The organism is Nocardia sp. NPDC006044 (genome assembly GCF_042871115.1).
In the GTDB taxonomy this organism is placed as follows: Bacteria; Actinomycetota; Actinomycetes; order Mycobacteriales; family Mycobacteriaceae; genus Nocardia.
On the sequence record NZ_JBIAID010000001.1, the window covers coordinates 3,537,346 to 3,558,167 of the forward strand.

Here is a 20,822-nt window from a genome sequence, read left to right on the forward strand (position 1 = left end):
CGATTCACTCTCTCGATACGGATCTCACAGCACCGTCAGCGGCAGCGGGATGCCGCGGTCGGCGAAGGCGAAGGCGGCGCCGGTGCTGAACCGGGTCAGCGCGACCTCGGTCGACTCGCGCGCCGGTGTCGCCCCGAGCGCGATCTCCACGGTCAGCGCCCGATCGGTGGAATCGACTGTGTGCGCGGCGAATCGGGGGTTCACCGCGCGGGCCATCGCATCGATGGGCGCGAGCCGGTCTGCCTCGATCAGCGCGGGCCAGGCGCCGTCGGACCGGGCGGCGCACTCGCGCGCGATGGTCAGCCGGACGTGGTCGCCATCGGTGACGCGAACATCGGTGTAGGGCAGCGGATTCCAGGCCGGATGCAGACGCAGCACGGTCGCCAGCGCGGCCGCGTCGTCGCCGAGGTTCAGCGCCTTTCGCAGCCGTTCGGCGGTGAGCCCGGCGATGCCCGCGAACTGCTTGCGGCACAGCTCGAGCGCCGCCGCCGGCTCGAGCCGGGCGCCCAGTGCGATCAGGAAACCGAGGGTCAGCAGATGGTGTTGCAGGCACACCTCGTCGGCCATGCGCACCAGCGCCGACTTCGAGAAGTCCGCGAACCGAAGCTCGCTCAGTAGCGGGCCCGCGTAGTCGGATCGCCCCTCGTCGGCGGGATCGATGTCGGCGAGCACCAGCCGGGCGGCGGCGGATTCCGCGATCAAGGGGGTGTTCGGCGGGACCTGCGGCGGTACGTGCGCGGCGTCGATGGTTACCGTCCACGCGCACATCGGCTTTCGATCGGCAGGCCGGCGCGGCGGCCGGTGGATCGGCCGGACCTGTGCGTGCGGGTTGGTGGCCAGCGCAGTGGCGTCGAAGGTCGGATCCTCGATGTCGTGGCACATCGCGAGCACGAAGTCGTCCCCCATCGGCTCCACGTCCAGCAGGGCACCGCAGTGATCGAGCCAGAATTCGCCGTGGTCGCGGTCGTCGACCCGGAACCGGAAGTCCATGAATTGCGGTGGCGCGCCGATATCCAGCTGCAAACCTTTGAAGATGGTCACCACGTCGTCGCCGGTGAACCCGAACGCGCGCTGCATGCGGCGGGTGTAGATCGGACTGGCCAGCTGCCACTCCTCGATGGCGACGGCGGTCATCCCGTCCGGGCCCAACGCCGCGATGGTGTGCGCCATGCCGGAGCGGTCGATCAGATGGCCGCACAGCAGCAGCTCGGGCAGCAGAGTAGCGAGCTGTGCCCGGGACAGCTGCTCGAAGTTGCTCTGCGGCAAAGCATTCACCACAGCGAGGCCGGGCCTTCGCCGACCGGGTACCACCCGGGCAGGGGTCCGGCGCTGGCCCGTTCGATCCGCTTCTGCATGCCCGCAGGCAACACCTTGCCGGTGATCATCTCCAGGAACATGTGCGAGACGTTGCCGAAATCGAAGAAGTCACGCTGCCAAGACCATTGATAGTCACCGCCGTACCGGAACCAGCTGCCGCCGATGCCCTCGGGCGAAAACGGCCGCCCGTCCGGGCGTTTCACCTCCGAGACCTGTTTCCAGAAGCCGATGACGGTGCCGCTGCGTTCGTCGATCACGAACTCCTGATACGGATAGGTCCAGCCTTCGAGCCCCTGCATCTCCTGACCGAGGGCCAGGTCGCGGATCTCGTCCCGGCCGACGGCCATGAATTCCTGGGCCGGACCGTAGTTCCAGCCATAGGTGGCGTCCTCGGTGTACATCTCCGCCAGCGGCTTCCAATCGCCCTTCTCCTCGCAGCGCTGGTTCTCGATCCGCCAGCGCCGGACCATCTCGTCCAGTTCGTCCCGCGCGACCATCACCGGCCACCTTCCGTCGGAGCAAGCGAGAGCGCCTGCGTCGGGCAATACTTGATGGCGCGCTCGATGTCGGCGCGGTGGGCGGATTCCGTTGTGTCCAACAGGATTTCGACCTGGCCATGCTTGGGCACGCGGAACGCGTCCGGCGCCTCGTCCTGACAGACGGCGTGGCCCTGGCACAGGTCCAGATCGGCGATGACTCTCACTGTCGCACCTTTGCTTCCGGCTGAACCTCGACGAGTACCAGATGCGCACCGCGCTGGGTGGACACCACGGCCACCACCGCGGCGGCCAGATCGCTCGGCCGCAACATGTTCGGATGCCGGGCGAAACCCCAGTCCTTCCACGCCTCCAGCAGCGGCCCGACGACCTCCGGCGTGGAATTCATGCCCATACCGGTGAGCGTCGGCCCCGGGCGCACCAGCGAGGCACGAATTCCGGTGCCCTCCAGTTCCATTCGCATCTGCTGCGCCATCGCCTCCAGACCTGCCTTGGCGGCGCTGTAGGCGCCGGTCCGCGGGCGCGGCTCGGGCGCGCAGTCCGAACTGATCAGCACGATGTCGCCGCGCCGCCGCTCGAGCATGCCGGGCAGCACCCGGTGCACCAGCCGATGCGCACCGATCAGATGCACGTCGACCTGCGCGAGGAACCGTTCCGGGTCCATCTCGTGCACCGGCGAGAACTCGATGTCCCCGGCGCTGGAGACCAGAATCTCCAGCGGGCCCAGGGCATTCTCGGCCGCGACCACGAATTCGTCGATCGACGCGGCGTCGGTGACGTCCAGGCGGTGCGCGAAGGCCTCGCCACCGTCGGCGCGGATCTTCTCCGCCAGGTCCGCGCACTGCTCGACCCGGCGCGCGCCGAGCGCGACCGGATACCCGAGCTCGGCGAGCGCGACGGCGGTGCCGGCGCCGATGCCGGACGACGCTCCGGCCACGAGCACCGGGCGGCGCTCCGGATGGGGTTCGAATCGGGGCATCAGCTCGCCTCCACCACGATCGGGAGTTGGGCGAAGCCGCGCACATTCGACGAATGTACGCGCACGACACCGGAATCGACGACGCCGTAGGACCGCACCCTGGACGCGAACTCGCGCAACGCGACCGTGGCCTCCAGCCGGGCCAGGTGCGCGCCGAGGCAGTAGTGCACGCCCGCACCGAAACTCGCCAGCCCGCTCTTGTCGGCCCGATCGATCCGGTAGCTGTCGCCGTCGTCGAACACGGCGGGATCGCGGTTGGCCGAGCCGATCAGCAGCAGCACCTTCGCACCGGCCGGGATGGTGCCGCCGTGATAGTCGAGATCCGTAGTGGCAGAACGCGCGATCACCTGGCTGGAGGTGTCGTAGCGCAGCGTTTCCTCCACCCAGTCCGGCACGTGGGCGGGTTCCGCCGCCACCTTGGCGTACTCGCCCGGATTGCGCGCACCCCAGTACAGCGCGTTGCCGAGCAGTTTGGTGGTGGTCTCGTTGCCCGCGACCACCATCAGGAACAGGAACCCGATGATCTCCTCGTCGGACAGGGTGTCGCCGTCGACGTCGGCCTCCAGCAGCGCGGAGGTCAGATCCGCGCTCGGCGTGCGCTTCCGCTCGGCCACCATCTCGGTGTAATAGGTGAGCAGTTTGATCGAGGCCTCGACCGCCGCCGGCGGGATGTCGAGCACGCCGTCGTCGCGGTGCACGACCAGGTCGGCGAGCCTGCGGATCTCGGCCCGGTCGCTCGCGGGCACGCCCATCAGCTCGGAGATGACGTCCATCGGCAGCTTGCCCGCGATCTCGCCGATCCAGTCGAACGCTCCGCCGGCGAGGGCGGGTTCGAGGTAGGACAGCGTCAATTCCTCGATCCGGCCCCGCATTTCGGCCACCCGCTTCGGCGTGAACCCCTTGAAGACCAGCCTGCGCATGCGCAGGTGCCGCGGATCGTCCATGGCCAGGAACGACATCACCCGGTGCGCGTGCGGACCCCAGGCGGCCGGATCGAGGGACACGCCGTTCGCGCTCGACAACCTGACGCTGTCCCGGAATCCGTTGGTCACGTCGGCATGCCGGGACAGCGCCCAGAAATCCAGCTCCGCGTTGTAGTAGAGCGGCGCCTCGGTGCGCAGCCGGTGATAGGTCGGGTACGGGTCCTCGTGGAACCGGTAGTCGTACGGGTCGAACGTCAAAGGCTCCAACGCGGCCGTCACCGGAACCACCCGCCATTCGAGAACAAGTTCTCTCGTCCGATCACGCAGACCGAACCGGACGGAGACACATAACTGGACATGTGTCTGGACGGTACCATCGGCCGCCACCTCCGACAATGTTTCCGGTGGTTTATCAACACCATTGCGCACGAACCCCCAGACCCGCCCGGGAACCGGGGAGATTCCGCGACAACGCGTCGGCTCGTCATCCAGAATGACAGAGTTAGAACCTGTTCTTGCCCGAAATCGACGCGAGAGACTATATTCCGTACACCTGTCCAGACAGCATCGGAGAATCGCATGACCAGCCTTCTGCCCGCCGACGGTGCGCGCCTGCTGATCGGCGGCAAGCTCGTCGAGGGCGGGGACGGCGTCTTCGCCACGATCAATCCGGCGACCGAGGAGGTGCTCGGTCAGGCCGCGAACGCGAACGCCGCCGACCTGGACGCCGCGGTCACCGCCGCCCGCACCGCCTTCGACGAGACCGGCTGGTCCCGCGACCCCGCCTTCCGCGCGCACTGCCTCGAACAACTGCGCACCGCGCTGCATTCGCACATCGAGGAACTCCGCGAGCTGACCATCGCCGAGGCGGGCGCGCCCGCCATGTTCACCCGCGGCCCGCAGCTGGAGGGTCCGGTCGCCGACCTCGCCTACTCCGCGTCGCTGGCCGAAACCTACAGCTGGGAAACCGATCTCGGCACAGCGCAACCGATGGGCATCAAGACGCGCAGGGTGCTGCGCCGCGAGCCGGTCGGCGTGGTCGGCGCGATCACCCCGTGGAATTTCCCGCACCAGATCACCTTCGCCAAGCTCGGTCCCGCGCTGGCGGCCGGAAACACGGTGGTGCTCAAGCCCGCTCCGGACACCCCGTGGTGTGCGGCGGCGGTCGGCGCGATCCTCGCCGAGCAGACCGATATCCCGGCCGGCGTGGTGAACATCGTGACCTCCGCCGACCACGGGCTCGGCGCCCAGCTCACCGAGCATCCGCTGGTCGACTTGATCAGCTTCACCGGCTCGACCCAGACCGGACGCGCGGTGATGCGCGGCGCCGCAACGACACTCAAGAAGGCGTTCCTCGAACTGGGTGGCAAGTCGGCGTTCATCGTGCTCGACGACGCGAATATCGCGGCCGCCTGTGCGGTGGCGGCATTTTCGGTGTGCGTGCACGCCGGGCAAGGCTGCGCGATCACCACCCGGCTGCTCGTGCCGCGCGCCGCCTACGACGAGGCGGTGCAGGCCGCGGCCGCCACCATGGCCGGGATACAGCCGGGGAATCCGGCCGAGTCGCGCACGGTGTGCGGGCCGCTCATCTCCGAGCGGCAGCGCGCCCGCGTCGAGCGCTACCTGGATATCGCCCGCTCGGAAGGCGGGCGCATCGTGGTCGGCGGCGGCCGCCCGAAGAACCAGGAGCGGGGCTTCTTCATCGAACCCACCCTGATCGCCGATGTGCCCAACACCGCGACCGTCGCCCAGGAGGAGATCTTCGGCCCGGTCCTCGTCGTCATCCCCTACGACGGGGACGACGACGCCATCCGGCTGGCCAACGACTCCCCCTACGGCCTGTCCGGGTCGGTCTGGGGCACCGACCCGGACCGAATCCGCCACGTCACCAACGGCGTTCGCACCGGGACGCTCAGCGTCAACGGCGGCGTCTGGTATTCCGCCGACGCGCCGTTCGGCGGATACAAGCAGTCCGGTATCGGCCGGGAGATGGGCGTCGCCGGGTTCGAGGAATACCTGGAAACCAAGCTGATCGCGACCGCTGGATAAGAGGAGCACAGTCCATGGCCCGTTTCGCGGGAAGATCCGTCATCGTCACCGGCGCCGCCCAGGGCATCGGGGCCGCCTATGCCGCGGCGCTGGCCGCCGAGGGCGCGAAAGTCGTTGTCGCCGATAAGAATGCCGAGGGCGGCCGGGCGATCGTGGAGAAGATCACCGCCAACGGCGGCACCGCGCTGTTCGGCCAGGTCGACGTCGCCGAGCCCGAATCCGCCGCCGCCCTGGCCGAATTGACGGTCGCCGAGTTCGGCGGCATCGATCATCTGGTCAACAACGCCGCCATCTACGGCGAGATGAAGCTCAACCTGCTGCTCACCGTGCCGTGGGACTACTACAAGACGTTCATGAGCGTGAACATGGACGGCGCGCTGAACATGACCCGCGCGGTCTGGCCGCACATGCGCAAGGCGGGTGGCTCGATCGTCAACCAATCCTCCACCGCCGCATGGACTTACTCCAGCTTTTACGGCCTGGCCAAGGTCGGCGTCAACGGCTTGACCCAGCAGCTGGCGTTCGAGCTCGGCGGCTCGAACATCCGGATCAACGCCATCGCCCCCGGCCCCATCGACACCGACGCGACCAAGACGGTGACCCCCGCGGCCATCGTCGAAGACATGGTGAACCGCCTGCCGCTCAAGCGAATGGGCACCCCCGCCGACCTCGTCGGCGCCTGCCTGTACCTCCTGTCCGACGAGGCCGGCTGGGTCACCGGCCAGATCTTCAATGTCGATGGCGGACAGGTGTTCCGAGCATGACCGACACCAAGATCGGCTTCATCGGACTCGGCTCCATGGGTGCGCCGATGGCCAAACGACTGCTCGATTGGCCGGGCGGACTCATCGTTTGTGATGTGCGGGCCGAGGCGGTTCGGCCGTACACCGAGGCCGGCGCCGATTCCGACGCCACACCAGCCGAGGTTGCCGACCGGGCCTCGATCATCTCGGTGGCAGTGGTGGACGACGCACAGGTGCGCGACGTGGTCACCGGCCCCGAGGGGATATTGCGTAGTGCCGCACCGGGAACCGTGGTGGCGGTGCATTCGACCATCAGCGATCAGACCGCCGAGGAGTTGGCCGGTGAATGCGCCACGCACGGGGTCGAATTCGTGGACGCACCGGTGAGTGGCGGCCGACCGGGCGCGGCGAAAGGCACGCTCGCGGTCATGGTCGGTGGCAGCGAGGCAGCGTTCGCGCGGGTGCGAGCACCGTTCGGCTGCTTCGCCGACCTGATCGTGCACGCCGGCCCCGTCGGTGCCGGAACCCGGATGAAGCTGGCGCGCAACCTGGTCCACTTCGTCTCCTTCACCGCCGTCACCGAGGCGCTGCGCCTGGCCGAGGCCGCCGGAATCGATATCACCGTGCTTGGCAAGGTCGTCCGGCATTCCGACGCCGTCACGGGCGGCCCCGGCGCGATCATGCTGCGCGACAGCGCCGCTCCCATCGAGGCGGGCGACTTCTGGCTGCCCATCTTCCAGCACGTGCGCGACCTCGGTGAGAAGGACCTGAGCCTCGCTCTCGACCTTGCCCGCCGGCTCGACCTCTCGCTCCCCCTCGCCGAACTCGCCCTCGACCGCCTCGGCCCCGGGCTCGGCGTCGGCGCCTCCGAAAGGCAAACCTCATGACCGACAACGGTTCCGCCGATTCCGTGCGTGCGCGCGGCCTGGCCAAGATGGCCGAGGTGTACGGCACCGAGTTCCAGGACTATCCGGGCAGCCACTTCGCCGTCACCGCCGATCATCTGTTCGCCGATATCTGGTCGCGCCCCGCGCTGTCCATCCGCGACCGCCGGCTGATCCTGCTCGGCGCGCTCACCGCCCAGGGCGCGATCGACACCGCGGGCATCCAGATCGGCGCCGCGCTGCGCAACGAGGAACTGACCGAAGAGCAGCTGCACGAGATCGCGGTGTTCCTCTGCCATTACGTAGGTTGGCCGAACGGCACCAAACTCGACCTCCTGGTGGGCACCATTGTGGCGCAACAGAAGAAGGCCGCCCGTCAGCAGCAAGCCGAACGCACCGAGTGAAGGACCCGAAACATGTCTGATGCCAACACCCTTCGACCGTTGCGCGCGAGCAGCGTCACCGAGTGGGACCAGCAGGCCGACGTCGTCGTCGCCGGTTACGGCATCGCCGGGGTCTGCGCGGCGATCGAGGCCGCCCGCGCGGGCGCCGACGTGCTGATCCTGGAACGCACCGGCGGCTGGGGCGGCGCGGCCGCGATGGCGGGCGGGTTCATCTACCTCGGCGGCGGCACCCCGCTGCAGCAGGCGCTCGGCTTCGAGGACACTCCGGAGAACATGGAGACGTTCCTGCTGGCGGCCCTGGGCCCCGGCGTGGACAAGGCCAAGATCGCCGACTACGCCCGCGGCAGCGTCGAACACTACAACTGGCTCGTCGCCAACGGCGTGCCGTTCCGCGAGGCCTTCTGGGGCGAGCCCGGCTGGGAACCGCCGCACGACGAGGGCCTGATGTACTCCGGCGGGGAGAATGCCGCACCGTTCAACGCGATCGCGAAACCCGCTCCGCGCGGCCATGTTCCGCAGATGGCGGACAAGAAGATCGGCCGCAAGAGCGGCGGCTACATGCTGATGAAACCGCTGGCCGAAACCGCCGAATCGCTCGGCGTCCGGGTCGAATACGATCTGCGGCTCGGGCGGCTGATCGTGGACGACGACGATCGCGTCGTCGGCGTGCTGGCCAGGCGCTACGGCAAGGAGGTAGCGATCCGCGCCGACCGCGGCCTGGTCCTGGCCACCGGCAGCTTCGCCTATCACCAGCAGATGATCGAGGGCTACGCACCGCGCCTGATCGGCAGGCCGGCCGCCGCGATCGAGGAACACGACGGCATCGGCATCCGGGTCGCGCAGGCGCTCGGCGCGGAGCTGGCGCACATGGACGCGACCGAGGTGGCCTTCTTCGGCGACCCGCAGCTGATGGCGCGCGGCATCCTGGTGAACGGGCGCGGCCAGCGGTTCATCGCCGAGGACACCTACCCCGGCCGGATCGGTCAGGCGACGCTGATCCAGCAGGAGAACCAGGCGTTCCTGGTCATCGACGAGGCGTCCTACGAGGCCGGACTCGCCACCGAGACCTCCACTCCGTTCTTCCGGCAGCCGCCGACCTGGGCGGCCGAATCGGTGGCCGAACTCGAGGCCGACATGGGCCTGCCCACGCTGGCGCTACAGGCCACCGTCGACTGCTACAACCTGCACGCCGCCGACGGCAAGGACCCACTGCTCGGCAAGAAGCCGGAATGGGTTCGGCCCCTGCGGGGTTCGCTGGCCGCGTTCGACATGCGCGGATTCACCGCGGGTTTCACGCTCGGCGGGCTGCGCACCGATCTGGACTCCCGGGTGCTGCACGTCTCCGGCGAGCCGATCCCCGGCCTGTTCGCCGCCGGGCGCTGCACCTCCGGACTCTGCGCCGGCGGGTACGTGAGCGGCGCGTCCCTGGGCGACGGCAGTTTCTACGGCCGCCGGGCCGGCCTCGCCGCCGCGAAGAACTGAACCGCCCGCGAGAGTAGTATCCAGACACATGTCCGAACCCGATTCCGTGATTCTCGAGGCGACCCGCCGCAGGCTGTCCGGGAAACAGGCCGACACCGTCGACAAGCTGACCAGGTCGGCGGTGGAAGTGCTTGCCCGCGAAGGGTTCGCGGGCATGACCATCCGGATGGTCGCCGCCGCGGCCGGCGTCGGGGCGGCCACCGCCTACACCTACTTCTCCTCCAAGGAACACCTGGTCGCCGAGATCTTCTGGCGCCGTTTGGTTTCCACCCCGTCCCCGGCCAGCGACGACCAGGACCCGACGGTCCGGGTGGTCGCCGAGCTGCGCACCATCGCGCTGCTCGTCGCCGACGAACAGGAACTCTCCGGCGCCGTGACCAGCGCCCTGCTCGGCCGTGACCCCGACGTGGTGCACCTGCGCGGCCGCATCGGCGCCGAGATCCGCAAGCGGCTCATCCGGGCGCTCGGCGAGAACGCCGATCCCGAGGTGGTCGAGTCACTCGAATTGCTCTACGCGGGCGCCCTGGTCCGCGCCGGCATGGGCTACGCGTCCTACTCCGAAATCGCCGACCGCATCGAGAAATCCGCGCTGCTCATCCTCAGCTGACGACATCCAGCACCAGCGCCGCCGCGACCAGCACGTCGACCACCGCGCAGAACTCCGCGTACCAGCGCGGCACCATGAGGTCCGCACGGTGATGCGCGAAGTCCCACCGTCCCCCGCCACCGACCGCAGGACAACGCCGCCGCCCGATGATGTCCGAAATCTTGGGAAGCCGGTCGTTCGACGTACCCTGGACGGGTGCGCGCGCACGAAGTCGTCATCGTCGGCTACCACGACAGCGAGCTGGTCGAGATCTCCGCGGTATCCAGCTGCATGGACGTGGCGAACCGGCTCGGCGCCGATCCGCAGTACCGGGTGCGGCTGGCCACTCCCGGTGGGCACGACATCAGCACCCAGTCGGGGCTCGTGCTGCGCGGCGAAGCCTGCCTCGAACGCCTCACCGGACCGATCGACACCCTGATCGTGGTCGGCGGGTTCGGCAGCCGGATCGCCGCGGACAGCGCCCGCACGGTCGGCCACATCCGCCGCCTCGCCGCCACCAGCACCCGGCTCGCCTCGGTCTGCACCGGCGCCGAAATCCTCGCCGCCGCAGGACTACTCGACGGCAAGCGGATCACCACGCACTGGATCTTCGCGGACGGGCTCGCGGCCCGCTATCCGGCGGTCACCGTCGACGCCGGCCCGATCTACATCCGCCAGCAGAACGTGACTACGGCCGCGGGCGTGACCAGTGCCTTCGATCTCGCGCTGGCGTTCATCGAGGACGATCACGGCGGCGAGATCGCCCGGCAGATCGCGCGGGCACAGGTCACCTATCTGCATCGCCCGGGCAATCAGGCGCAGATGAGCATGTTCGTCGCGCCGCCGCCCGCCGACCACGACCTGGTCCGGCGCGCGGTCGCCTACATCAACAGCCACCTCGACCAGGAACTGTCGGCCGGCGTCCTGGCGGCCGAAATCGGGGTCAGCGAACGGCATCTCACCCGGTTGTTCGCCGCCGAACTCGGACAGACACCGGGTCGCTTCGTCCGCCGATCCCGCACCGAGGCCGCGGCTCAGCTGCTGGCCGGCACGCGGCTGCCGATCGCCGGGATCGCCGCCCGGTGCGGATTCGGTTCGGCCGAAACGCTGCGGCAGGCGTTCGTCGATCGCTACGGCACGTCGCCGTCGCGTTTCCGGGTGGCGTACGCGGCGAGCGACGATCAGGATTCGGCGGGAATCGGCAATTCGGTGAAGCCGAAGGCGACCAGCTGACGCACCGGGTCGTGGTAACTGACCCATTCGCAGATCTTGCCGTCGCGGAAGCGGAAGACATTGAGATAGTCGTTGCGGTACGGCCTGCCGGTTTCCCGGACGACCATGTCGCCCTTGACCTCGACCAGGAAACTGTCGGGGTTCAGCATGGGTTCGACGTTCACCACGGTTTGCGCGGTGGACGAGTAATTGTCCATCGCCCCGTTCAATTGCCGCAGATTGTCCTTGCCCTCGCCCTGATTCGGGAAGCCCGGCAGCTGGTACGGAATCGACATCCGCACATCGTCGGTGCACAACTCGTACATCTTCTCATACTGCGCCGTCGAGACGAATTCGTAGAACCGCTCGATCATCCCGATCTTGCGTTCGCGCTCGTCGTCGTACCTGTCCATCACAGCCTCTCGATCAAAGGGAACCGCATGGTCTCTACTGAGACTATCAATCAATACGACCGATCGATCGTTTTGTGACTGTCCTCACGCACCTCACTACTCTATCTGCTCCCCTACCGCCACACTCGGTGACTTCTCTCCCGATGCGCCGAAATCGAACCCCGGCCCACCCCTTGCTCGTATCTTTGCCGTAGGCAGCGCAGATCGGAGTGGATAGTGCAACCAGGTGGGCTTATCGCGGACTACGTGATCGTCGGCGCCGGATCCGCGGGCGCGGTGCTGGCCAATCGGCTCAGTGCCGATCCGAATACCTCGGTCGTGTTGCTGGAGGCCGGGCCGGCGGACAAGAACAAATTCGCCCACATTCCCGCCGGATTCGCGAAACTCTTTCGCTCCGAAGTGGATTGGGACTATCTGACCGAACCGCAGCCGGAACTGAAGAACCGGCAGATCTATTGGCCGCGGGGCAAGATGTTCGGCGGCTCGTCGTCGATGAACGCGATGATGTGGGTACGCGGCTTCCGCGCCGACTACGACGAGTGGGCGTTGCTGGCCGGGGACGAATGGGGTTTCGCGGCCGCGGTGGAGCAGTTCCGGCGGATCGAAAACGTCGAGGACGCACAGTATCCGGACGAGGGCGCCAACGGGCCTTTGCATATTTCCCGCCAACGCAGTCCCCGGTCGCTGACCGCCGCGTACCTGACCGCGGTGCGGGAGGCGGGGTTCGAGGTCGAACCGCCGAATCGCCCGGAGCCCGAGGGCTTCAGCGAAACCATGGTCACCCAGCACGGTGGCAAGCGCTGGAGCACCGCGGACGGCTACCTGCGCCCCGCGCTGCGCCGGCCGAACCTGACCATCCGCAGCGAGGCGCCGGCCACCCGCGTGCTGTTCGACGGCACCCGCGCGGTCGGCGTCGAATACCACCAGGGCGGCGGTCCGCACACGGTCACCGCGCGCCGCGAGGTGGTGCTGTGCGGCGGCGCCATCAACAGCCCGCAGCTGCTGATGCTGTCGGGCATCGGCGACCGGGACGAGCTGGCGCGTCAGGGAATTCGCGCGCTGCGGCACGCGCCCGAGGTGGGCGCGAACCTCCAGGACCATCTGGTCACCGGCGTCGGCTACGGCGTGGCCGGGGACTCGTTGTTCGCCGCCGAGAAGCCGCGCCAGCTGCTCGACTATCTGCTCCGGCATCGCGGCATGCTCACCTCGAACGTCGGCGAGGCATACGGATTCGTGCGCAGCCACCCCGATCTGGACCTGCCCGACCTCGAAATGATCTTCGCCCCAGCGCCTTTCTACTACGAGGGGCTGGTCGATCCGACCGAGCACGGCGTCATCCTGGCCACCGTGCTGCTGCGCCCGCACAGCCGCGGCCGGATCACCCTGGCCTCCGCCGATCCAGCCGCCAAGCCGCTGATCGACCCGCGCTACCTGTCCGACAGCGCGGGCCTCGACCGCGCCGCGCTCATGTCCGGCCTGCGCACCTGCACCGACATCGCCGCCGCCCCGGCGATGAAAGCCGTACTGGGACCGATCATCTACCCGCCACAGGCCCCGGCTGACCTGGAAGCCACCCTCGAACTCACCCTGAACGGTTACTCGCACACGCTGTATCACCCGGTCGGCACCTGCCGGATGGGCACCGACGTGGCCAGCGTGGTCACACCGCACCTGGAAGTGCGTGGGGTGCAGGGTCTTCGAGTAGCCGACGCGTCGGTGATGCCGCTGCTCATCCGCGGCCACACCCACGCGCCCGCCGTGTTCATCGGCGAGCAGGCGGCCAAGTTCATCCAGAACGGATAGGTCAGGACGCGACGAACAACACCAGCGACGCGGCGGCCAAGGCCAGGTAGGGCATGGGATAGGCCAGGTCGCCGTACCCATGGGCGCGGAGGATGGTGAGAATCGCGCCGACGAAGTAGAGGACCAGGCAGATCGCGGCGGCCAATCCCAGTGGCGGGACGGCGAGTCCGACGAGCAGGCCGGCGGCGCCGACCGCCTTGATCACCGCCAGCGGATACAGCGTCCAGTCCGGGAGGCCGTAGCCGCGCATGTTGTCGCGCACCCAGGGCGCGCGAAACACGTCGATGCCGGACGCGATCAGCGTGGCAGCCGCCGCGGCGATAGTGACGATGACGTAAGCGATGGACATGGGTAGCACCCTCCTGTTGTGTGCGGCAACCGGTCTGCGATCGTGAGGGCAGACCGGCGCCTGCTCGGTCGACCGTGTGACGGATGACCGAACGGAAAGGTGACCGATGCCCGCTCAGGACCTGCTGGCGCGGCGTTTCGAAGCGCATCGGACCCACCTGCGCGGGGTCGCGTACCGGATGCTGGGGTCGGCCGGCGAGGCCGACGATGCCGTGCAGGAGGCCTGGTTCCGGCTGGCCCGGCAGAACGTCGACGAGCTGGACAATCTGGCCGGCTGGCTGACCACGGTCGTGTCCCGGATCTGCCTGGACATGCTGCGCTCGCGCGCCGCCCGCCGCGAGGACCCCCTCGACCTGCTCGCCGAACTCGGTGACACCGCCTACGACAGCGACCCCGAACACGAGGCGGTGCTGATCGATTCGGTCGGCCGGGCCCTGCTGGTGGTGCTCGGCACGCTCGGCCCGGACGAGCGGGTGGCGTTCGTGCTGCACGATCTGTTCGCGCTGCCGTTCGAGCAGATCGCGCCGATCGTCGGGCGGACCACGCCGACCACGAAGAAGCTGGCCAGCCGCGCGCGCCGGCGGGTGCGGGGCGAATCAACCGCGACGGCAACCGAACTCGCCGAGCAACGGCGGGTGGTGGCGGCGTTCCTGACCGCGGCTCGGGGCGGCGATCTCACCGCTTTGCTCGCCGTGCTGGCTCCCGACGTGATCCGGGTCGCCGACCCCGCCGCGCTGCCGGCGGGCCTGGCGGCGGTGGTGCGGGGCGCCGCCGAGGTGGCGAAGGAAACCGTGCTCCTGCAACGTCGTTCGCGGGTGGCGGCACTGGCGCTGGTCGACGGCGCGGTCGGCATCGTCGTCGCTCCGCGCGGCACACTGCTGCTGGCCCTTGCGGTTACGGTGCGCGACGGTAAGGTCGCGGGCTACGAGGTGATCGCCGATCCGGCCCGCCTGCGCGAGCTGGATCTGGCGGTACTGCCTTGACAGCGCCAGCCCCGATAGCGTTGGGCGACACCGCACCACGCGGACGCTACAGCGCGGGCACCCGAGCGAACCCGACCGGCGGCGTCGGGTTGGGGCCGGTGCGCAGGACCGGGCGGAAGTCGGGCATCGCGGGCAGCACGTCCACATTGCGCGCCGCATAGCAGCGGACCTTGGGCAGCGCGCGCAGCACCTCGGCGCGCTCGACCGGTTCGTCGTCGATGAAGCCGATGGTGTCCAGGGTCAGGCCGAGCGTGAGCCCGATCCGGCTGATCGCCGAAGACTTCGGCCCCCAGCCGATTTCGAGGGCGGAGAACATCTCGTACACGCCGTGCCGGTAGAGCTTGTCCAGCGTCCACTCGCGATCACCGCGACTGGCGACGGCATGCCAGATGCCCCGCTCACTGAGCAGTCGTAGCGTGCGCAGCGCGGTGGGCCGCGGCGCGCCGCTGGTGCGGTCGCTCACCGCGCCGTCCCACAATGTGTTGTCCAGTTCCCAGACAAGACATCTCAGAGCCGGTCTCATGTGTCCTAGCCCCCTATCGCGTCGTCTCTGCCTTCCCTGGCGTGCGCGCGGCAGATGGGTACAGCCCACCTTCTCCGGCGCGGCACACGCCCGGCAAGCCCCTGGTTCCTGGGACAAGCCCGGCGCAGCGATCCTACCCAACGGGCTCGCCACACTCCCGGCAACCGACAGAACCGGCGGTACCGGATTCAGCGCACACATGCTGTGACGCAACACAACCACCAACCGACCAGTCTCTGATGGCCGTCAGAGAACCCGCCGAATCGATCCGCAGCCGGTATCGACCGTTTAGTGTGAATGCGCCGCACAGCTATTTCCGGGGGCGGAAGGAAGTCGTCAATGTCGATCGACAACTCAGCGCGCCAGAGCCTGACTCTCGCGGGCCGGCCGATGTCGTCCCCGCTCAAGGACGTTCGCGCGCTATCGCGGCAGATGGTCGGGCACTTCGTCGAAAACGTCATCCCCTGCGGCACGCTGCCCGCCGACGCGATCTCCGGCGACGTCACCACCATCACCAGGGTCTGCCTCGAGTTCGCGGTCAGCATGCTGGACGGCCAGGACATTCCGGAGAAGTTGCAGCGCCTCCAGGACGCGGCGTCGGGCTGGGCGCGCGAGGGCGTGCCGATCGACACCATCCACCACTCCATCCACGAGGGCTTCAAAATGGGCCTGGACCTGGTGATCTCGGACGCCTCGATCAAGGATTACGACAGCCTGGTCGACGGCGCCAAGATGGTGCTGGAGATGCTGGACATGATCAGCTCCGCGGTCTCGGTCGCCTACATCCGGGAACTGCGCGCGGTGGTCAGCGAGCACCACACCGCCGTGCACACGCTGACCTCGGCGCTACTCGGCGGGCACAGCACCTCCACCATGGCGCGCGAATGCGGGATCGCCATCGCGACCTCCTATGCCGTGCTCGCCGTGGCGATTCCGCCGCATCGGGAGGAGCACAATCCGATGCTGGACAGTCAGGTCGTCGCGCGCCGCAAGCTCAGACGGGTGCAGGCCGAACTCGCCACCCGCTGCGGCGACAGCGCGTTGTCGCTGCTGAGCGTCGACGGCGGCACCATCCTCATCCCCGCGGGCACCTTCGACAACGCGGGCTACGACGCCCTGGTCATCCAGCTGTCGCACGCCGCGCAGGTCGGCATCACCGCGACCATGATCGACGGCACCCCCGAGCAGATCCCCAACGCCGCCGACCAGGCCCACGAGCTGCTCGACATGGTGCAGCGGCTGGAGGCGGTGCCCGGCCTGTACCGCTTCGACGAACTCGCGCTCGAATACCAGCTCACCCGCCCCGGCCCCGGCCGCGAGTACCTCGGACAGCTGCTCGACCCGCTCGACGAGCACCCGGAACTCCTGGAGACGCTGCAGCGCCACATCGCCAACAACCTCAATCGCCAGCGCACCGCGCGGGTCCTGCACGTGCACACCAACACCGTGGACTACCGGCTCAAACGGATCGGTCAGCTCACCGGCTTCGACCCGTCCCAACCGTCGGGGCTGTGGTATCTGCGATCGGCGCTGGTCGCACGCAGCTATCGGACGACATGAGGTCGCGCTCGAATCCCACTGTGGCGTAGCGGCGCGCGCCGAGCGGCGAGCTGGTGACCACCTCCCGGTTCGCCACCCCGCGCAGCGTGGGGCAGCTGCCCTCGGACGCGAGCGGATGCTCGGCGACCAGCGCGTCCACCGACCCCCCGAGCCACGGGAACTGCTCGACCAGCACGGCTGCCGGGCGGCCGGTGTACAGCAGGATGTCGGCGGGACGGGTCAAGTCCGCACGCCAGCAGTTGATTCCGTCGAGCAACGCCCGCAGCGCCAGCGGGTGGCCCGTCGGTTCGCTGCCCGAGATCGTCACGCCGTCGAGCTGGTCGGCGGGCAACTCCCGCAGCCAGTCGAGTATCGCCTCGACGCCGCACCGGGTGGATTCGTCGAACACCCAGGTGTTTCCGGCGAGGCAGGCGCGACAGAAGACCCGGCAGCCCGGCAGCCAAATGCCCGCCCGAATTCCGTATCCGATGTTCCCGACCGGAAAACGCAGGTGCGACAACAGCATCGTTGCCCGGTCCGGATGCCGACTGGAGTGCACGTTCATCTCTCCTGAGTCTTGCCGCGGGTCAGCGGAGCGCCCCGCGTCCTCACCTGGTGAGCCTCGTGGTGCCGATGCCTGCTGTCTGTCCGCCGAACACTCGACATCACTCCATGATCGAGGATTTCGGCGAGAACCATTCCCGCGTAGGCGAAGTCAAAATGGGTAATTGGCAGAAATTCTGTGAAATAACGACCAGGTCAGTGGATACCATATTTCGCGGGACAATGCATAATTGGCCGCCGTGAAGTTTCGAACAGTACGAACGGTGGCGTTGCGGCACCGGAGCCGGTCGCTGATCACCACTGGCACAAGCGGATTCGGGCCTCCAGTCATGGAACCGACCGGTCGATATCAGCTTACGCCGTACGAATTCCGATACTCGCCCGCCATTCGATCACCATTCGATCGAGGCAGCAACGGTGCGCAAAGCGAATAAGTGAACCACCCGACTTGGCACCTCAGGGACCGAGTGATTTAATTCCATTCATGGTGATCCGGAGACTGCTCACTATGGCGGGGGTGGCCGTCACCGACCTGCCCGGCCCGTACGCGACGCCGGGCACGGTGCGCCGGATCGGCATCGTCGAAGACCACCAGGCGGTCGCGGTCGGCCTGGCCGCGATCCTGTCCGACCAGCCGGACCTGACCGTCGTCGCGATCGCGCCCACGGTGCCCGAACTGCTCAAGCAGGCAACCGATCTCGACCTCGCCGTGCTCGACCTGCGCCTGCCCGACGGCTCCAGTCCGCGGGCGAACGTCGAGATGCTGCACGACCTGGACATCCCCGTCCTCGTCTACACCACCGGCGACTGGCGCGACCTGATCCGGTCCGCCGCCCGGGCCGGCGTACTCGGCGTCGCGTTGAAGAGCGACCCGGCCGAGCGCACCACCGCGATGATCCGCGCGGCCGCCTCCGGCCGGCAGGTCGCGACCATGGCCTGGGCCTCGGCCATCGACAGCGATCCGGCGCTGACCAACATCGACCTGCCCCCGCGGCAGCGAGATGTGCTGGAGCACTACGCGAACGGCGAGACCGCCGCCTCGGTGGCGCACAAGCTCGGCCTGTCCGAGCACACGGTCAACGACTACCTCAGCCGGATCCGGCGGCGCTACGCCGAGGCGGGACGACCGGTCCGGTCCCGGGTGGACCTCTACCGCGAGGCCAAGCGGGACGGCTTCATCGGCGGCGACCCACGGCCCCGATGATCGAATCGGCGGCGCCCCGGCGCAGTGCCGAAGCCCGCCTCGTCCGTGGCGCAGGCCTTTTCGTCGGATCGGGTGGCCTGTTCTACGCCGCCCTGACCGTGCCGACCGCGCTGACCCAGTCGTCACTGGCCGCGTCCTGGTGGACGCCGTCGGCGATCATCGTGATCTACCTGCCCGCCGCGTTCATCGCGGTCGCGGCGCTGGGCTGGCGCTTCGACCTGATGCGTTGCGCGGTAGTGGTTTTCGCGTTCGGCTACCTGTTCGCCGCGATCAGCTGGCTGATCGTGCGGGTCGACGCCGTGGTGCCGCCGGAGCAATCGTTGTGGATCACCTGGATTCCCGGGCTGCCCGCGGTGGCGCTCGCGCTCTTCTGGCGGCGCGTTCCGTTCGGCTATCTCGTCCTCGCCGCGGCGCTCGACCAGATCGCTGCCGCGCACGCCCGCGGGCCGGACGCGCACAACCCGATCGTGCCGGATTTCCTGTTCGCCGTAGCCTATTCGGCGCTGCCCTGCGCGGCGTGCGTGGTGCTCGTCCAGGTCGGGCGCACGCTCGATCAGACCTCGCACATGGTGCGCGCGAAGGCCACCGCGGCCGCCGCCGCCGAGGCGCGCCGTTTCGAACGCAAACGCTTCGACGCCCTCGCGCACGACTGGGTGATCGCGACGCTGCTCGAGGCCTCGCGCGCACCCAACTCCGCTGTGCTGACCCATCATGCCGACATCACCCTGCGCGACCTCGAGCGGCTGCGCGCCGGACGCCCGGCCCAGGACAACCTCGATCTCGATCAGGTGGTCGCGAGCATCCGCGCGACCGCGGCCGAGGTCGACGACTCGGTCCAGCTGCACACCGACCAGGTGGCCGGCGTCGCGCTCACGGTGCCGAGCGATGTGGCGAACGCGCTGGCCGCCGCGGTCGGCGAGGCGCTGCGCAACTGGCAGCGGCACGCCGGTTCACCCGCGCGGGCGGCGGCCTGCGCGGTCCTGGTGACCGCCGACGCCGAATCGGTGCGGGTCGATGTCGTCGACGACGGGGTCGGCTTCGATCCCGCGCTGGTCCCGCCGGACCGGATCGGCTTGCGCGCCAGCATCATCGACCGGCTTGCCGAGCTGCCGGGCGGCTGGTCGGCCATCGACGCCGCGCCGGGTCGCGGCTGCCGGGTCAGCACCGGGTGGATGGCGTCGTGATGGCCAACCGCGCCGTGCGCGACGACGTCCGCGACATCCTCGGCATGCGAACCACGGCGGCGTGGCTGCTGTGCGCGTTGTTCGCCGTCGCCATCACCTCGGAGGCGTTCGCCGCCGACGACGGCATCCGCGACATCCGGTTCACCGCGGTCGCGGTGGTCCTCATCCTGGCCGCGGGCACCGCCGTGCTGCGCGCGCCGGGCGATCCGCTGCCCGCCCGGTTCGCCGTGCCGGCCGCCGCGGCGGCCCCGCTCGCCGCCGCGCTGGCCATCTGGCAACTGCCGGTGCCGATGGCCAACTCGACGCAGATCTGGTTCCTCGGCGCGGCGTCGGCGTTCCTGAACTTCCTGTGCGTGCGCGGCGCTCCGGTCTGGGCGTGGACCGGCGTGCTCGGGCAGATCGTCGTCTGCGCGGCGTGGACCCTGCACACCGGTCAGGGCTGGCTCACCGGCGTCGGCTTCTCCTTCATCAACCTGACCCCGCTGCTCATGGCCACCTTCTTCGCCAGAGTCGTTCGCCCGATGGCGCATTCGATACTCGCGCTGCGCCAGCAGGACACCGAGCGGGCCGCCGCCGAGGCCGCCGCGCAGGCCGCCCAGCAGGAGCGCGACGAGCGGGTCGCCCGGCTGGACAGCGCCGCGCGGCCGCTGCTGGAGATCATCGCGTCCGGCCGCGCGCTCACCGCGCAGGAGCAGGCGGAATGCCGGCTCGTCGAGGCCGAGTTGCGCGACGAGATCCTGGGCGGTGTGATGATCGACGACTCGGTCGGCGCCGCGGCACGGTGTGCGCGGCAACGCGGAGTCACCGTCGTGCTGGACGACGGCGGCGGCCTCGACGAGGTCGACCCGGAGCTTCGGCAACAGGTCCGCACCGTGCTGCGCGACGCGCTCGACTACGCCGACGGCGGCACCGTCACCGCTCGAATACTGCCGCCCGGACGCAGTACCCTGGCGTCGATTCTGTTGCGGGACAACGGTGAACTGCGGGTCGAGGTCGAGTCGACCGGGGCGGTCCGGTCGGACCTGGACGACCGGCAACTAGTTCGCGAAGCGAAGCAAGACCCCAGACCTGCGGGCTGAGAGCTGGGGAATTCCCAGAAGCGAAAACGGATCATATATTCAGTGGGCACATCGGTTATTGGTCTGCAACCTTCGGGGAGGTGCGGCACCGGAACCGACGGACACT

General features: G+C 68.8%; 22 protein-coding genes. 13 read left to right on the forward strand and 9 right to left on the reverse strand.

Annotated features, from left to right (window positions below; genetic code table 11):
• Nucleotides 1-24 precede the first annotated feature (24 nt).
• Genes ACFYO1_RS16095 through ACFYO1_RS16115 form a run of 5 tightly spaced genes read right to left on the reverse strand, consistent with a single transcriptional unit; the run spans nt 25 to nt 3,995 of the window.
• Nucleotides 25-1,278 (reverse strand): hypothetical protein, encoded by a 1,254-nt coding sequence (locus tag ACFYO1_RS16095; RefSeq protein ID WP_387231145.1) that lies wholly within the window; start codon nt 1,276-1,278, stop codon nt 25-27.
• Complete coding sequence (locus ACFYO1_RS16100) at nt 1,272-1,814, reverse strand: nuclear transport factor 2 family protein (protein ID WP_387231147.1); 543 nt, start codon at nt 1,812-1,814, stop codon at nt 1,272-1,274. The genes ACFYO1_RS16095 and ACFYO1_RS16100 overlap by 7 nt, the downstream gene beginning before the upstream one ends.
• Complete coding sequence (locus tag ACFYO1_RS16105; protein ID WP_387231149.1) at nt 1,814-2,020, reverse strand: ferredoxin; 207 nt, start codon at nt 2,018-2,020, stop codon at nt 1,814-1,816. The genes ACFYO1_RS16100 and ACFYO1_RS16105 overlap by 1 nt, the downstream gene beginning before the upstream one ends.
• Nucleotides 2,017-2,793: an SDR family oxidoreductase gene (locus tag ACFYO1_RS16110; protein WP_387231151.1), complete on the reverse strand. Its 777-nt coding sequence runs from the start codon at nt 2,791-2,793 to the stop codon at nt 2,017-2,019. The genes ACFYO1_RS16105 and ACFYO1_RS16110 overlap by 4 nt, the downstream gene beginning before the upstream one ends.
• Nucleotides 2,793-3,995, reverse strand: a complete 1,203-nt coding sequence (locus ACFYO1_RS16115; RefSeq protein WP_387231153.1) for a cytochrome P450 — start codon at nt 3,993-3,995, stop codon at nt 2,793-2,795. Before ACFYO1_RS16115 ends, ACFYO1_RS16110 begins: the two co-directional genes overlap by 1 nt.
• A 300-nt stretch (nt 3,996-4,295) precedes the next feature.
• Here ACFYO1_RS16115 and ACFYO1_RS16120 point away from each other — a divergent pair, with 300 nt between their 5' ends.
• From ACFYO1_RS16120 to ACFYO1_RS16150, 7 genes are all read left to right on the forward strand, one after another.
• Nucleotides 4,296-5,765, forward strand: coding sequence for an aldehyde dehydrogenase (locus ACFYO1_RS16120; RefSeq protein ID WP_387231155.1), 1,470 nt, complete (start codon nt 4,296-4,298; stop codon nt 5,763-5,765).
• 14 nt (nt 5,766-5,779) lie between these two features.
• Nucleotides 5,780-6,529 (forward strand): SDR family oxidoreductase, encoded by a 750-nt coding sequence (locus ACFYO1_RS16125; protein ID WP_387231156.1) that lies wholly within the window; start codon nt 5,780-5,782, stop codon nt 6,527-6,529.
• The gene (locus ACFYO1_RS16130; protein ID WP_387231158.1) at nt 6,526-7,395 is read left to right on the forward strand and encodes an NAD(P)-dependent oxidoreductase; all 870 of its coding nucleotides are present in this window, start codon (nt 6,526-6,528) and stop codon (nt 7,393-7,395) included. Before ACFYO1_RS16125 ends, ACFYO1_RS16130 begins: the two co-directional genes overlap by 4 nt.
• Nucleotides 7,392-7,796 carry a carboxymuconolactone decarboxylase family protein gene (locus ACFYO1_RS16135; RefSeq protein WP_387231159.1) on the forward strand — a complete coding sequence of 135 codons (405 nt, stop codon included), beginning with the start codon at nt 7,392-7,394 and terminating at the stop codon, nt 7,794-7,796. Before ACFYO1_RS16130 ends, ACFYO1_RS16135 begins: the two co-directional genes overlap by 4 nt.
• A gap of 12 nt (nt 7,797-7,808) precedes the next feature.
• Nucleotides 7,809-9,278: an FAD-dependent oxidoreductase gene (locus tag ACFYO1_RS16140; protein ID WP_387231160.1), complete on the forward strand. Its 1,470-nt coding sequence runs from the start codon at nt 7,809-7,811 to the stop codon at nt 9,276-9,278.
• Between the two features lie 28 nt (nt 9,279-9,306).
• Complete coding sequence (locus tag ACFYO1_RS16145; RefSeq protein WP_387231162.1) at nt 9,307-9,885, forward strand: TetR/AcrR family transcriptional regulator; 579 nt, start codon at nt 9,307-9,309, stop codon at nt 9,883-9,885.
• 195 nt (nt 9,886-10,080) lie between these two features.
• Nucleotides 10,081-11,097, forward strand: a complete 1,017-nt coding sequence (locus tag ACFYO1_RS16150; RefSeq protein ID WP_387231164.1) for a GlxA family transcriptional regulator — start codon at nt 10,081-10,083, stop codon at nt 11,095-11,097.
• Here the strand turns inward: ACFYO1_RS16150 and ACFYO1_RS16155 are convergent.
• Nucleotides 11,046-11,489, reverse strand: coding sequence for a nuclear transport factor 2 family protein (locus ACFYO1_RS16155; RefSeq protein ID WP_387231166.1), 444 nt, complete (start codon nt 11,487-11,489; stop codon nt 11,046-11,048). The genes ACFYO1_RS16150 and ACFYO1_RS16155 overlap by 52 nt on opposite strands.
• A 216-nt stretch (nt 11,490-11,705) precedes the next feature.
• Here ACFYO1_RS16155 and ACFYO1_RS16160 point away from each other — a divergent pair, with 216 nt between their 5' ends.
• On the forward strand, nt 11,706-13,292 hold the full coding sequence (locus ACFYO1_RS16160) for a GMC family oxidoreductase (protein WP_387231168.1): 1,587 nt from the start codon (nt 11,706-11,708) through the stop codon (nt 13,290-13,292).
• Between the two features lies 1 nt (nt 13,293).
• On the opposite strand, the gene ACFYO1_RS16165 is transcribed toward ACFYO1_RS16160, so the two are convergent.
• The gene (locus tag ACFYO1_RS16165; RefSeq protein WP_387231169.1) at nt 13,294-13,641 is read right to left on the reverse strand and encodes a DoxX family protein; all 348 of its coding nucleotides are present in this window, start codon (nt 13,639-13,641) and stop codon (nt 13,294-13,296) included.
• A gap of 106 nt (nt 13,642-13,747) precedes the next feature.
• On the opposite strand from ACFYO1_RS16165, the gene ACFYO1_RS16170 reads away from it, so the two are divergent.
• Complete coding sequence (locus tag ACFYO1_RS16170; protein WP_387231171.1) at nt 13,748-14,623, forward strand: sigma-70 family RNA polymerase sigma factor; 876 nt, start codon at nt 13,748-13,750, stop codon at nt 14,621-14,623.
• A gap of 46 nt (nt 14,624-14,669) precedes the next feature.
• Here the strand turns inward: ACFYO1_RS16170 and ACFYO1_RS16175 are convergent, their stop codons facing one another.
• Complete coding sequence (locus tag ACFYO1_RS16175; RefSeq protein ID WP_387231173.1) at nt 14,670-15,146, reverse strand: HAD-IIIC family phosphatase; 477 nt, start codon at nt 15,144-15,146, stop codon at nt 14,670-14,672.
• Between the two features lie 339 nt (nt 15,147-15,485).
• Here ACFYO1_RS16175 and ACFYO1_RS16180 point away from each other — a divergent pair, with 339 nt between their 5' ends.
• Complete coding sequence (locus ACFYO1_RS16180) at nt 15,486-16,706, forward strand: PucR family transcriptional regulator (protein ID WP_387231175.1); 1,221 nt, start codon at nt 15,486-15,488, stop codon at nt 16,704-16,706.
• On the opposite strand, the gene ACFYO1_RS16185 is transcribed toward ACFYO1_RS16180, so the two are convergent.
• A complete protein-coding gene (locus ACFYO1_RS16185; RefSeq protein ID WP_387231177.1) occupies nt 16,624-17,250 on the reverse strand; it encodes a 4Fe-4S cluster-binding domain-containing protein in 627 nt (208 codons plus the stop codon). The two genes, ACFYO1_RS16180 and ACFYO1_RS16185, sit on opposite strands and share 83 nt — an antisense overlap.
• Nucleotides 17,251-17,757: 507 nt before the next feature.
• Here ACFYO1_RS16185 and ACFYO1_RS16190 point away from each other — a divergent pair.
• The 3 genes from ACFYO1_RS16190 to ACFYO1_RS16200 are packed head-to-tail and all read left to right on the forward strand — an operon-like array spanning nt 17,758 to nt 20,716.
• Nucleotides 17,758-18,453, forward strand: a complete 696-nt coding sequence (locus tag ACFYO1_RS16190; protein WP_387231891.1) for a response regulator transcription factor — start codon at nt 17,758-17,760, stop codon at nt 18,451-18,453.
• Nucleotides 18,450-19,637 (forward strand): ATP-binding protein, encoded by a 1,188-nt coding sequence (locus ACFYO1_RS16195; protein WP_387231179.1) that lies wholly within the window; start codon nt 18,450-18,452, stop codon nt 19,635-19,637. Before ACFYO1_RS16190 ends, ACFYO1_RS16195 begins: the two co-directional genes overlap by 4 nt.
• Entirely contained in the window at nt 19,637-20,716 is a 1,080-nt protein-coding gene (locus ACFYO1_RS16200; RefSeq protein WP_387231893.1) for a hypothetical protein, read from the forward strand. Before ACFYO1_RS16195 ends, ACFYO1_RS16200 begins: the two co-directional genes overlap by 1 nt.
• Nucleotides 20,717-20,822: the final 106 nt, after the last annotated feature.